15 protein-coding genes are annotated in these 12,963 nt (G+C 67.1%); 9 read left to right on the top strand and 6 right to left on the bottom strand.

Annotated elements, in window-relative coordinates; translation table 11 throughout:
- The first annotated feature begins 179 nt into the window (after nt 1-179).
- From ACFWPX_RS22700 to ACFWPX_RS22665, 8 genes are all read left to right on the top strand, one after another.
- The gene (locus tag ACFWPX_RS22700) at nt 180-482 is read left to right on the top strand and encodes an urease subunit gamma (RefSeq protein WP_056810177.1); all 303 of its coding nucleotides are present in this window, start codon (nt 180-182) and stop codon (nt 480-482) included.
- Between the two features lie 9 nt (nt 483-491).
- Nucleotides 492-803, top strand: a complete 312-nt coding sequence (locus tag ACFWPX_RS22695; protein ID WP_378912852.1) for an urease subunit beta — start codon at nt 492-494, stop codon at nt 801-803.
- Between the two features lie 57 nt (nt 804-860).
- Entirely contained in the window at nt 861-2,582 is a 1,722-nt protein-coding gene (locus ACFWPX_RS22690) for an urease subunit alpha (RefSeq protein ID WP_378928990.1), read from the top strand.
- 104 nt (nt 2,583-2,686) lie between these two features.
- On the top strand, nt 2,687-3,232 hold the full coding sequence (locus ACFWPX_RS22685) for a YbaB/EbfC family nucleoid-associated protein (protein WP_378912850.1): 546 nt from the start codon (nt 2,687-2,689) through the stop codon (nt 3,230-3,232).
- 109 nt (nt 3,233-3,341) lie between these two features.
- Nucleotides 3,342-3,671, top strand: a complete 330-nt coding sequence (locus ACFWPX_RS22680) for a type VII secretion target (RefSeq protein WP_378912849.1) — start codon at nt 3,342-3,344, stop codon at nt 3,669-3,671.
- Between the two features lie 2 nt (nt 3,672-3,673).
- Complete coding sequence (locus ACFWPX_RS22675) at nt 3,674-4,654, top strand: hypothetical protein (protein ID WP_378928988.1); 981 nt, start codon at nt 3,674-3,676, stop codon at nt 4,652-4,654.
- Nucleotides 4,655-4,712: 58 nt separating this feature from the next.
- On the top strand, nt 4,713-5,384 hold the full coding sequence (locus tag ACFWPX_RS22670) for an O-methyltransferase (RefSeq protein WP_378928987.1): 672 nt from the start codon (nt 4,713-4,715) through the stop codon (nt 5,382-5,384).
- Between the two features lie 106 nt (nt 5,385-5,490).
- Nucleotides 5,491-6,420, top strand: coding sequence for a LysR family transcriptional regulator (locus ACFWPX_RS22665; protein WP_378912846.1), 930 nt, complete (start codon nt 5,491-5,493; stop codon nt 6,418-6,420).
- A gap of 9 nt (nt 6,421-6,429) precedes the next feature.
- Here ACFWPX_RS22665 and ACFWPX_RS22660 read toward each other — a convergent pair whose 3' ends face one another.
- From ACFWPX_RS22660 to ACFWPX_RS22635, 6 genes are all read right to left on the bottom strand, one after another.
- On the bottom strand, nt 6,430-7,242 hold the full coding sequence (locus tag ACFWPX_RS22660) for a carbohydrate ABC transporter permease (RefSeq protein WP_378912845.1): 813 nt from the start codon (nt 7,240-7,242) through the stop codon (nt 6,430-6,432).
- Complete coding sequence (locus tag ACFWPX_RS22655) at nt 7,232-8,179, bottom strand: carbohydrate ABC transporter permease (protein WP_378912844.1); 948 nt, start codon at nt 8,177-8,179, stop codon at nt 7,232-7,234. The genes ACFWPX_RS22660 and ACFWPX_RS22655 overlap by 11 nt, the downstream gene beginning before the upstream one ends.
- Complete coding sequence (locus tag ACFWPX_RS22650; RefSeq protein ID WP_378928986.1) at nt 8,180-9,037, bottom strand: metallophosphoesterase; 858 nt, start codon at nt 9,035-9,037, stop codon at nt 8,180-8,182. It abuts the gene before it with no gap.
- Nucleotides 9,034-10,404, bottom strand: a complete 1,371-nt coding sequence (locus ACFWPX_RS22645; RefSeq protein WP_378928985.1) for an ABC transporter substrate-binding protein — start codon at nt 10,402-10,404, stop codon at nt 9,034-9,036. The genes ACFWPX_RS22650 and ACFWPX_RS22645 overlap by 4 nt, the downstream gene beginning before the upstream one ends.
- A gap of 37 nt (nt 10,405-10,441) precedes the next feature.
- Nucleotides 10,442-11,563, bottom strand: a complete 1,122-nt coding sequence (locus tag ACFWPX_RS22640) for an ABC transporter ATP-binding protein (RefSeq protein ID WP_378928984.1) — start codon at nt 11,561-11,563, stop codon at nt 10,442-10,444.
- Between the two features lie 124 nt (nt 11,564-11,687).
- Nucleotides 11,688-12,035 (bottom strand): MerR family transcriptional regulator, encoded by a 348-nt coding sequence (locus ACFWPX_RS22635; RefSeq protein ID WP_378928983.1) that lies wholly within the window; start codon nt 12,033-12,035, stop codon nt 11,688-11,690.
- 58 nt (nt 12,036-12,093) lie between these two features.
- Between ACFWPX_RS22635 and ACFWPX_RS22630 the strand changes: the two genes are divergently transcribed.
- Nucleotides 12,094-12,864 (top strand): SDR family NAD(P)-dependent oxidoreductase, encoded by a 771-nt coding sequence (locus ACFWPX_RS22630; protein WP_378928982.1) that lies wholly within the window; start codon nt 12,094-12,096, stop codon nt 12,862-12,864.
- Nucleotides 12,865-12,963 lie beyond the last annotated feature (99 nt).

Raw genomic sequence — 12,963 nt, 5'->3', positions numbered from 1 at the left:
CGGCGCAACCGCTGCTCGACCGGTGACGTGGCTGCTTCCGGGCCGAGCGTGGGCCCATCGTTAACATCTCGTTAACCACCTCGGGGTCGTCCCCGGTCGGGCTCGGCGACGGTCGCCGCGCGAACGGGGGACGTGCCAGAATGTCGCTCACCGACCACCACCCGCCGAGGAGAGAACGTATGCGCCTGTCGCCGCATGAGCAGGAACGGTTGCTGCTGAGTTATGCGGCCGAGCTGGCGCGCCGGAGGCAGGCGCGTGGGTTGAAGCTGAACCATCCCGAGTCGATCGCGTTGATCACCGACCATGTGCTCGAGGGGGCGCGGGACGGGCGGACCGTGGCGGAATTGATGTCCTCGGGGCGGTCGGTGCTCACCCGTGCGGACGTGATGGACGGGGTACCCGAGATGATTCACGACGTGCAGGTCGAGGCGACGTTCCCCGATGGGACCAAGCTCGTCACCGTGCACCACCCGATCGGATAGGCGACGCCCATGATTCCCGGTGAATATCTCTGTGCCGAGGGCACGATCGTGCTGAACGAGGGCGCGGTGCGCGTCGAACTCGAGGTGGTCAATACCGGTGACCGCCCCGTTCAGGTGGGCAGCCACGTGCATTTCCCGCAGTCCAACGCCGCGCTGGAGTTCGACCGCGAGGCCGCCTACGGGCACCGGCTCGATATTCCGGCAGGTACCGCGGTGCGCTTCGAACCCGGTCTGCCGCAGCGGATCTCGCTGGTCCCACTCGGTGGCACCCGCGAGGTCTACGGCATCAGCACGAACCCGCCGGGGCAGCTGGATGCCTGAGCCGATCGAAAACTATCGCGCGGCAGGCCGTTCGCCGCGACATCCGGGAGAGAGTCGATGACCGAACTGAGCCGCGCCCGCTACGCCGAACTGTTCGGGCCGACCACCGGCGACCGTATTCGCCTGGCCGACACCGACCTGCTCATCGAGATCACCGAAGACCGCAGTGGTGGACCGGGACTCGCCGGTGAGGAAGCGGTGTTCGGCGGCGGCAAGGTACTGCGCGAGTCGATGGGTCAGTCGCGCGCCACTCGCGCCGACGGCGCACCCGACACCGTCATCACCGGCGTCGTCATCATCGACCACTGGGGCATCATCAAGGCCGACGTGGGCATCCGCGACGGCCGCATCTGCGGCATCGGCAAGGCCGGTAATCCCGACACGATGTCGGGGGTGCACCCGGACCTGGTCGTCGGGCCGTCGACCGAGATCATCGCAGGTAACGGCCGTATTCTCACCGCGGGCGCCATCGACTGCCACGTCCACTTCATCTGCCCGCAGCTGATGGACGAAGCACTCGGCGGCGGCATCACCACCCTCATCGGCGGCGGCACCGGCCCCGCCGAGGGCTCCAAGGCCACCACCGTGACACCGGGCTCCTGGCACCTGGCGCGGATGCTGGAATCACTCGATCACTGGCCGATGAACATCGTGCTGCTCGGCAAGGGCAACACGGTCAGCCACGAATCGATGTGGGAGCAATTACGCGGCGGCGCATCGGGTTTCAAGCTGCACGAGGACTGGGGTTCCACCCCCGCCGCGATCGATGCCTGCCTCACCGTCGCCGACGCGGCGGGCGTGCAGGTGGCGCTGCACTCGGACACGCTGAACGAGGCCGGTTTCGTCGAGGACACCCTCGCCGCCATCGCGGGCCGCGGCATCCACGCCTACCACACCGAGGGTGCGGGCGGCGGTCACGCGCCCGACATCATCACTGTCGCTTCGCATCTGAACGTGCTGCCCAGCTCCACCAACCCCACCAGGCCGCACACCGTCAACACCCTCGACGAGCACCTCGACATGCTGATGGTCTGCCATCACCTGAGCCCGTCCATCCCCGAGGACCTGGCCTTCGCCGAATCGCGGATCCGCCCGTCCACCATCGCCGCCGAAGACCTCCTGCACGACCTGGGCGCCATCTCCATGATCGGCTCGGACTCCCAGGCGATGGGCCGCATCGGCGAGGTGGTGATGCGCACCTGGCAGACCGCGCACGTGATGAAACGCCGCCGCGGCGCCCTGCCCGGCGACGGCGCGGCCGACAACGCCCGCGTGCAGCGGTACATCGCCAAATACACGATCTGCCCGGCGGTTTCGCACGGACTCGATGACGAGATCGGTTCGATCGAAGTCGGCAAACTCGCCGACCTGGTGCTGTGGGAGCCCGCGTTCTTCGGCGTCCGCCCGCACGCTGTCCTCAAGGGCGGCATGATCGCCTGGGCCGCGATGGGCGACGCCAACGCCTCCATCCCCACCCCCCAGCCCGTGCTCCCACGCCCCATGTTCGGCGCCGCGGCCCCCGCCGCCGCGGCCACCTCCCTGCATTTCGTCTCCGAACAGGCCATCGACGACGGCCTCGCGAACCGTTTGAACGTGCGCCGAAAGCTGGTGCCGGTGAAGAACGCTCGCCGCGTCACCAAGGCCGACATGCCCCACAACGACGCCATGCCACGCATCGAAGTGGACCCCGACACCTTCACCGTCCGGATCGACGGCGAGGTCTGGGCCGAGGAACCCGCCACCGAACTCCCGATGGCGCAGCGCTACTTCTTTTTCTGAACCGCCGCCGGGGTGAGCTACGCTCGTCGCGATCCGAGCGGGGCGGGTTTCAGCCCGCCTTCCGCCGTAGAGCGCCGGGTACCCGGTGGGAGGGGAAACACGACATGGACGACCTGAACAACGCCGCCACGGAGCTCTCGCGCTGGGCGGAGGACCTGGAACAGAAGGCGCAGCGCTACCAGGAGCTGCACGCCAAGATGACCGCGGTGAGCGTCACCGATACCTCGGCCGACGGCCGGATCAGCGTCACCGTGGACGCCAACGGATCGACCACCGCGATCACCCTGGCCGCCGCGGTCCGCGGCATGGATCCCACCGCCGTGGCGACCGAGCTCATGGCCTGTACGCACCGAGCCCAGGCGCGCTTGCGCGACCAGGTCACCGGTTTGGTCCATGACACGGTCGGCACTGACGAAGCCGGGGAGGCCATCGTCGGCCAGTACAGCGACCGGTTCCCCGACCTCGACCCGACCTCGTCGGCACCCGTCCCGCCCTCGGCGCCGCCCGCCGCCCCGGCCGCCCCCGTCGCACCGTGGCCGTCCGAACCCGACGCTCCCGCCACTCGCAAACCCGACCGTGACCGGGTGGTCGCGCCCGAGGAGCCGTCCGACGAGGACATGTTCTACCAGCGCAAATCCTGGTTGCAGTAGGCACCGCAACAACCCGGCACACATTCGAGGGAACCGAATGGGGTCGGGGCGCGTCCAACTAGATCGAGAGCTGCGGACTCGACCGAGTTCGCCGGAGGAGGGATTCCGCGTGACCAGTCTGGTGAATGTGAATCTGGATGCGATCAGGTCGCAGGCCTGCTCGGTGGACGGTGTGTCCGGCGGGGTGGCCAAGGCGCTCGAGGCGGCGAACTATCTCGCCCACGCCGACGACGGCTACGGCCTGCTCGTGAAGCCGTACGCGGTGAGCACCCTGAACTCGCTCCACGACGACATCACCGAGACACTGGCGCAGCTCGACACCCTCACCGCGGAGATGCCGGGCAAACTGCGCACCGCCGCCGACACCTACGAAACGTGTGACACCACGCGGGCGGGCGATCTGACAGGCAAGACCGCCGAGATCGAAGGGAACGTCTGACGATGGCCGACGGACCCAACGCGGCGGGCAAGTTCCTCAACGAGAACACGATCCTGCCCGGCACGGTGAGCACCTTCGACGACGGGGAAGCACCGCAGAACGACCTGCTCGTAGAAGGCGTCGACTACCGGGACACCTACTATCAGGAAAGCAATTTCCTGTTCAGCAATGTAGGCACCCCCCAGGGCGGGGAGGAGCCCGACGCGGGCATCATGAAAGGCACGCTCCTGGGTGACACCTGGGAGAACGGACTCGGCGCCTACCAGGCGGTGACCGGCGACGGATCGATCATGGACAAGGTCGGCGCCATCTCCACAGCGGCCGGTACCGCGGGTGATTGGGCGTCGGCGGCGTCGATGTTCAGCAAGGCCATCAAGGGCACCTCCACGCTGGCGAAGTTCGATCCGTTCAACTTCCTCGGCGCGCAGCTGATGAGCTGGATGCTCGAACACGTCGAACCGATGCGCAAATCACTGGACTCGATCACCGGCAACCCGGATATGGTCCAAGCGTATTCGGATTCGTGGAAAGCGATCGCCGAGAGTCTGACAACGACCGCGGAGCAGTGGGCCACCGCGCTCGACAGCGGCATCGGTGAATGGGCAGGCGCCGCCGCCGAGGCCTACGTGGCCACGGCGACAGAGCTGACAGGCAAGATCGCCGAGAAGGCCGCCGTCGCCGAGGTGCTGGCGGAGTGCAACGCCGCGATGATGGGCATCGTCGAGACGGTGCGGGAGATCGTGGTCGAGATCCTGAGCAACCTCGCGGGCATGCTCGCCGAGATGACCGCGCTGCTGATCGCGTCGGCGGGTACGGCGACTCCCGCGCTCATCGCGCGGGCGCTGTTCGACATCTCGATGGCCACGATGACGGTCTCGCAGATGCTCGTGAAACTGTCACAGGCATTGATCGACACGAAGGCGCTGGCCCAGAGCGCGGTCGCGATCATCCAGGGCGTCGTCGAAGTCGAGACCGCGAAGTAGCGATCGCGCTCGACGCGCAAGGGCGGTGCCGGCCCGCGCTCGGTGGCAGACTGCGACTATGACGACCAACGATTGGGCCGATGTCGACAGCTATATCGTCACCACCCTGGTAGGCGAGGAGGGCGTGCCCGCACTCAGCGCCAACGCCGAAGCGGGCCTGCCCGCCATCGACGTGTCCCCACCCCAGGGCAAACTACTGAACCTGTTGGCCCGCACCGCGAAAGCGCGCCGGGTACTCGAGATCGGCACCCTGGGCGGGTACAGCACCGAGTGGCTGGCGCGCGCGGTCGGTGACGGCGGCCTCGTCGTCACCCTCGAGTTCGAACCCCGCCACGCCAAGGTCGCCCGGGAGAACCTGGACCGTGCCGGAGTGGGTGATCGCGTCGAGATCCTGGTCGGCGCGGCACTGGACACCCTGCCCGGCGTCGCCGAGGACCTGACCGAACCGTTCGACCTGGTCTTCATCGACGCCGACAAGGTCAACAACTCCAACTACGTGCAGTGGGCGCTGCGCCTGACCCATCCGGGCTCGGTGATCATCGTCGACAACGTGGTGCGCGCGGGCACCCTGGCCGACGAGCAGACCGAGGACCCGAACGCCAGGGCGAGCCGCGATCTGATCGAATTGCTCGCCGCCGAACCGAGTGTCGATGCCACCGTCATCCAGACCGTGGGCTCGAAAGGTTGGGACGGGTTCGCCTACGCGGTGGTCAACGGCCCGAATTCCTGATCTTCACCGCCCGGCAATGCGGATGGCCACTGCCGGGCGGTCGGAGTTCATCACGGGGTTGTTCGCTGCCGCTAGCGTGGGAGTGTTCGATAGAGGAGCCGCCGTCATGGAATTCCGCCATCTCGTCTCGTTCATCGCGCTCGCCGAGGAATTGCATTTCGGGCGTGCCGCGCAACGTCTGCACCTGACCCAGCCGAGTCTGAGCGCCCAGTTGCAGAAGCTGGAGAAGTCCCTGGAAGTGCAGCTGGTCGCACGCAACTCACACGAGGTGCGGCTGACACCGGCGGGCCGGGAGTTCGAGCTGCAAGCCCGTCAGATCGTCGCTCAGCTCGACCGGGCCGCCAAGGCGGCGAAGGCGACCGCCGCCGGTCGCGCGGGCAGCCTGAACATCGGCTACAACCTGCCTGCCAGCAAACACATCCTGCCCGACGCGCTGGCCCAGCTCACCGACCGTCACCCCGGCATCTCGGTGTCGTTGTGGGAGAAGCGAACCGGGCCGCAGCTGGCCGCCCTGGCCGACGGCTCCCTCGATCTGGCCATGGTCTACGGCCACCCCAGCACCGCCGATTTCCGGTATCGCCGTCTGCTGCACCGCATTCCGCTGGTGGCGGTGGTCGGCAGACAGCACCGCTGGGCCCACCGTTCGCACGTGCCGTTCGCCGAACTGCAGGATCAGGACTGCGTGCTGTTCGCTCGTGATCAGTGCCCGGCGATGTACGACACGATCCTGCGATCGGCCGCGCAGACCCGGATCTCGCTGAACATCACCCATATCGCCGACGATCCAGGTGCCACCGCCCACATTGTCTCGGTGCGCCCGCTGGTCGGATTCGCCTCGCTGCCACGGGCGGTGTCGGCGGGCATGGGGTCCTCCGACACCGACCCGGTGGCGGTGAAACTGGTCGATCCGGTCCCGACCCTGGATCTGCACGTGGTGTGGCGGGCCGACGAACAGAATCCGGCGGTCGCGATGTTTCTGGATTGCCTCGCGTCCACGGCACCTGCCCTGGCCGACGACCAGGTTGTGACGGCCTGAAGTCGTCGTTCACTTCAATCCCGACCGCACGAACGCATTGACGATGTGGCGTTGCAGCACCAGATACAGCAGCAGCACCGGCAGGCAGGCGAGACCGGCCAGCGCCATCATCGGCCCCCACTGATCGCCTTCGGTGCCCATGAAACTGCGCAGTCCGAGCTGGAGCACAGCGTTGGACTGACGCAGCACGACCGCGGGCCAGAAGTACTCGTTCCACGCGTTGATGAACAGCAGGATGCCGAGCGCGGCGAGGGCGGGCCGCAGGTTCGGCACCACCACGGTCCACAGGATCGACCACGACGAGCGTCCGTCGATCTTCGCGGCGGCGATGAGTTCCTTCGGGAACGCCGACATGTGCTGGCGCAACAGCAGCACCGCCAATGCCGAGCACAGCGTCGGCAGCACGACGCCGATCAGGGTGTTGATCAGGCCGAGCTGGTTGAGCAGGATGTAGTTGGGCAGCATCGTCACCTGGAACGGCACCAGCCACACCCCGACGAACGCCAGGTACAACAGGTTCTGCAGCGGGAAGGTGTAGATGGCGAACGCGTAGGAGGCCAGCAACGCGATCAGGAGCTGGCCTGCCGCCGAGAGCACCGCCACGAAGAACGTATTGGCGATCAGACCGGCGATGTCGACCTTCTGCGCCGCGTCGAGGTAGTTGGCCGTCGACAGCGGCCACGGAATCGGTGACAGTGAGGTGACGTCTTCTGGTCTGCGCAGCGACGTCGCGAACAGCCAGTAGATCGGGAACACGCACACCAGTGCCGTAGCGGCGAGCAGCAGATGGCTGCCCAGCCCCCGCAGTCGTTCAATCGTCATGGACAGCAACCTTTTCCGAGATCCAGACCAGCAGTGCGGCCACCAGACCGAAGCCGACGAACAGCAGCACACCGGCCGCGGCGCTCAGACCGGCGTCGAAACTGTGGAAGGCGTAGTCCCAGAGCAGGTAGTAGATATTGGTGGTGGCCTGCGCGGGACCGCCCTGGGTCATCGAGTCGATGAGCGGGAAAGTCAGTGTGGGACTGAGTAACACGGTCGTGAGGATGAGGAACAGCACGGTGGGCGAGAGCAGCGGCAAGGTGATCCAGCGCCGGATCTGGCCGGCCGAGGCGCCGTCGACCCGGGCCGCTTCGTCGTAGTCGCCGCTGATTCCGGCCAGGCCGGCCCACACCACGAGCACCGCGAAGCCGATCAGGTGCCAGGCGGTGATCGCGATGATCACACCCTGCGCGGTCGAGGTCTCGTACACCCAGTTGCGGCCGGAACCGGTCACCTGGGCGAGGAAACCCGTCCCCGGATGCAGCAACCAGCGCCACACCGCGGCCGCCGCGACCGGCGCGACCAGGAACGGCGCGAACACCAGTGCCTGATAGACCGTGCGCGCCCGGCCGGTGACCCGCCTGCTCGCCATCGCGATGACGACCGGCAGCACCACCGTGAACGGCAGCAGACCCAGGATCAGTGTCCCGGTGCGGCCCAGGGCGCCCCAGAACGCCGGAAGATCCAGTAGCCGTTCGTAATTCGCGGTACCGACCGGTGTCATCGGAGCCGTCGGCAGCAGATTCCACGAGTAGGTGGACAGCTGCAAGGCCTGCACCAGCGGTTGATAGGTCCACACGACCAGCAGGAACAGCGCCGGGCTCAGGTAGAGGTACGGCGCGACGAACCGGGCCACCCGGCGCCGGGTGAGGCGCCGGCGCACCGGCTTCGCCGCGACCGGAAGTGTCGGCGAAGCCGGCGCATCGATGACGAACATCTACTTCACCGCCGCCCTGGCGGCGACGATCGCGGCGATCTGCTCGAGCATCTCCGACTCCGGCCGGTCATAGACCTTGGGTGCCGGTGCGGCGTCGATCGCGGTGGCCAGCACCGTCGACTCCATGACGTCGATGCGGCTGTATCCGAATCCGACGAATCCGCGGTGCCTGCCCGCCGGTGCCATCGCATCCACCCGGTAGGCCATCGCGGGACCGATCCACACCGGAATACCGGCCAGCGCCGACGCGCCGGTGAGGTGGTTGTGTCCGCACAGGATCATCCGGACATCGGTACCCGCCACGACCGCGGCCAGCTGTTCGGCATCCTTGAGCCGGAGGAAGTCGAGGGTGGCCAGCGGTGAGCGCAGCGGCGGATGGTGCACCACCAGCACCGTGCCGTGTGGGGCGGGGGTGCGCAGAACGCCTGCCAGCCAGGCCAGCTGTTCCGGCTCGAGCTTGCCGTCGTGCTGGTACGGCGTGGTGCTGTCCAGCACGATGATGCGCACTCCCGCGACCTCGACGCAGTGGTCGTGCGGGAGGTCGGGGTCCACGGTGTCACGGCCGAGCAATTCGATGCCGAAGGCCGTGCGTTCGTCGTGATTGCCCATCGCGTAGACGATCTCGGCGCCGAGTTCGGCCGCGACGGGCTCGACGGCGGCCCGCAACCGCCGGTAGGCCTCGGGTGATCCGTTGTCGCTGAGATCACCGGAGAAGATCAGCACGTCGACGCGCTGCCCGAATTCGCGCAGCCGGTCGAGCACCACGGTCAGATTGGCGGCGGTGTCGACGCCGTGGAGCAGTTCGCCCTCGGGCCGCAGATGGGTGTCGGTGATCTGAACGATCGTCAGCTCACTCATGACTTCGGCATGAGTTCGGTACCCGCGGTGCGGGCAGCGGTGAGCGTGGACTGCGGGTCCGCGCCCTGGAACACGACGGCTTCGACGGCGTCCATCATGCCGTCGCGCATCTGCAGATAGTTGTTGCCCGGCATGGAAACCCACGGCTCCATCTTGGCCAGCTGCGCGACATTCGGGCGCAGCAGCGGGTTCTGGTCGGCCCATTCCTTCAGGCCGCCCGCTTCCTCGAGCAGACCGGTCCGCAGCGGCAGGTAGCCGATGTTCTGCGCGATCTTCTTGTAGGAATCCTCGCTGGTGAGGTGCTTGATCAGCTCCCACGCGGCCCGCTGCTTGGCGGGATCGTTGGACAGGATGTGCAGGCCCGCACCGGAATTCGTCGGGACGGCAGGCTTGGCGCCGAAGCCGGGCATCGGCGCCGAACGCAAGTCCCACTTGCCCTTGGACCCGGTGACGAAAATGCTCTGCAGCGCGCTGGTCTCGAGCATCATGCCGATCTCGCCGCGGCCGAACGCCTCGTAGCCCTGCTTCTGATTGAGCTTGGGCATGCTGCCGGTGTTCACGAGGTTCTGCGCCATCTTGGTGACCTCGACGGCGGGTGCGTCGGCGAAGGTGAGGGTGCTGCGGTCCTCGGAGATCACGCGACCGCCGTTCGAACGGACCAGAGACTGGAAACACCAGTCCTTGGCGGTCTTGGTCAGGCAGTCGATGTAGACCCCGCCCTTGCCGGTGCGCTCGGCGATCGCCTTCGCGGCGGTGGTGACCTCGTCCCAGGTGGTGGGCGGCTTGGCCGGGTCGAGACCGGCCTCGGTGAACAGCGAGGCGTTCAGATACAGGACGGGAGTGGAGAAGACGAACGGAACGCCGTAGGTGTGGCCGTCCCAGTCGTCGAGCGTGCGGGCACGCGGTGCGTACGCGTGGCGGGCGCCGTCGAAGTTCTGCTTCACCGCGGGCGCGCCGACCAACTGGTCCAGAGGCTTGGCCTTGAGCTGGTTGATGGTGAAGTCCAGGTCGGAGAAACCGAGCTGGGCGACATCGGGCGGGGTGCCTGCCACCATCTGGTTCTGGATGCTGGAGACGGTGTCGGTGGCCGGGTTGGGGCTGTTGCCCTGCGGCTTCTGCGCGGTGACCTTGATATTGGGGTGCTTGGCGCTGAAGTCGGCGATCAGGGCGTTGAAGGTGTCGGTCCAGGCGCCTGCCACGCCGTAGCTGTAGGACTCGAACACGATCGAAACCTGCTGATCGGCCCGCAGTTCGGGGATCTGCGCGGTGCTCGTGGACTCGGTGGAGCCGGTGGTGCCCAGGCCGCAGCCGGTGAGGGCGAGGGCGGTGGTGAGCGCCACGCCCAGCGCGGGGAGTGTGCGTTTCATGGTGGGTTTATCCTTCTCATCGGGATCTTGCTGAGATTCAGTGCACGGGGACAGCGACCGCGTCGACGGCCGGAGTCGAATGGGGTTCGGGTACTTGCCATGTCAGGCGCAGGCCCGTGTCAGGGTCGAACAGGTGGATGTCGGCGGGGTCGACGCGGCAGGCGATGTCCTCGCCGACCCGGACACCGGCCGGACGGGCAACCCGCACGCAGAGACCGGATTCCAGGTGTACGAGTTCCTCGCTGCCGAGGTTCTCGACCATCCGCACCCGGCCGCGGACATCGGTCGAGGTGTCGTCGATCCGCAGGCGTTCCGGGCGGATTCCGGCGACGACGGCGGTGGCGTCGCCGGAATCCTCGGCGATGTCCAGCGCGGCGTCGATGCCGTCGGCCATCACCTTCATGTGGCCGTCGCTCGCGGTGACGACGGCGGGGAACAGGTTCATCGGGGGTGAGCCGAGGAAGCCGGCGACGAAAGTCGAACGCGGGCGGTCGTAGAGCTCCTCCGGGGTGCCGCACTGTTCGATGCGGCCCTGGTTGAGCAGCGCGATGCGTGTCGCCATCGTCATCGCCTCGACCTGATCGTGGGTGACGTAGAGGAACGTCGCGCCGAGGCGCTGGTGCAGCGCGATCAGCTCGGCACGGGTCGCGCTGCGCAGCTTCGCGTCGAGGTTCGACAGCGGCTCGTCCATCAGGAACGCGCCGGGATCGCGAACCATGGCGCGCGCCAGCGCGACTCGCTGTCGCTGTCCGCCCGACAGCGCGACCGGGCGCCGCTCCAGCAGCGCCGAGATCTCCAGCGTCGCCGACACCTCGGCGACCCGCTGCGCGATCTCCGCCCGCGGCCTGCGCCGGGCCCGCAACGGAAACCCGATGTTGCGGGCCACCGAGAGATGCGGATACAGCGCATAGCTCTGGAACACCATCGCCAGGTCCCGCCGCTGCGGCGCCGCGTCGGTGACATCGACGTCGCCCACCAGAATCCGGCCCTCGCTCGGCTCCTCCAACCCGGCGATCATCCGCAACAGGGTGGATTTGCCACAGCCACTCGGCCCGAGCAACACCATGAATTCACCATCGGCGATATCGAGACTCACCTCGCGCACCGCGTACTCGGCATCGAACTTCTTCGACACCGCTTCGATCTGCAGTCGTGCCATGCGCCCAGTGTCGAGCGCTCTACGGTCCGCGCGCCGGTGCGATAGTGAACGTCGATCGGTCCAATCATCTCGGCACTACCGACCCACGAACGACACCCTCAGTGGTGACTGCCGACCTCGGTCGTTACCCGGCGGCGAGGATGGATTCGAGGATTGCGCGGGCTGCTTGCCGTTCGTCGATGTCGCGTTTCATGCGGTCGAGTTCGGCTCGGAGGTCGTCGGCCATTTCCTCGCAGGTCGGGGCGAGGTAGCGGCCGGTGTCGATCATGCAGGGCAGGACCTCGGCGATCACCCGGGTGGACAGGCCCGCTGCCAGCAGGATTCGGATGCGGCGTACCGACTCCACCGCTGATTCGTCGTAGTCGCGGTAGCCGCTGGACTGCCGCTGGGGTTGAAGCAGGGCCTGCTCTTCGTAGTAGCGCAGTGCCCGGGTGCTCAGTCCGGTTCTGCGTGACAGCTCGCCGATACGCATGTGATGCCCGCCTCACGCTCTTGACCTTCACGTCGACGTCAAAGTCTAGCGTCGCAGCATGACCGAATACGAAACACCGAAAACGTTGGCGGGCAAGAAGGCGGTCGTCACCGGCGGCACCCACGGTATGGGCCTGGCGATTGTGCGGGCACTGCTGGACCGCGGTGCGGAAGTTGTGCTGACCGGCCGTAGCGAGACCGGGGTCGAGAAGGCGCGCGCGGCTCTCGATCAGTTCCCCGCGCATGTCATCCGCTCGGACGCCACCGATTCCGGCGATATCGATCGCCTCGGCAGCTCGGTCGCCGAACTCCTCGGCGGCATCGACTACCTGTTCGTCAACCACGGCATCGCGGAGTTCCAGACCCTCGACGAAGTCACCGTCGCGCACTGGGACAGGGTGTTCGATGTCAATGCCAAGGGCGCGTTCTTCACCACTCAGCGCCTGGCGCCCCTCATCGGCCGAGGCGGCAGCATCGTCTTCACCACGGTGTCCAATGATCGGATCTTTCCTGGTTTGAGCGCCTACTCCGCTGCCAAGGAAGCTGTCCGTGCGTTCGCCAAGGTCCTCGCCGCCGAGCTCCTGCCACGCGAAATCCGAGTCAACGCCGTCGCGCCCGGTTTCATCCTCACGCCGAGCATGGGCGTCGCCGAACTGACCGAAGAGCAACGAGCGGAATTCATTCGCGACGGGAAGGCAACCACGCCGATGGGCCGACCGGGAACCGTCGACGAAATCGCTTCTGCCGCCCTGTATCTGGCAGTGGATGCGACTTTCACCACCGGCACCGAACTCGTTGTCGACGGCGGCTTCGCGCAAGGGCTCGGCTAGCTGCCACTCGGGCGCTGACCTGCCTTCGATGCAGGGGAAGGCCCACCCGGAAACGCCGGAGAGCCAAGGCGAGAGGGTGGTGGAGGTGGGGACCCACCT

The sequence above is a fragment of the Nocardia sp. NPDC058518 genome (genome assembly GCF_042719655.1).
In the GTDB taxonomy this organism is placed as follows: domain Bacteria; phylum Actinomycetota; class Actinomycetes; order Mycobacteriales; family Mycobacteriaceae; genus Nocardia.
This window is presented reverse-complemented; position numbering and strand designations above follow the sequence as displayed.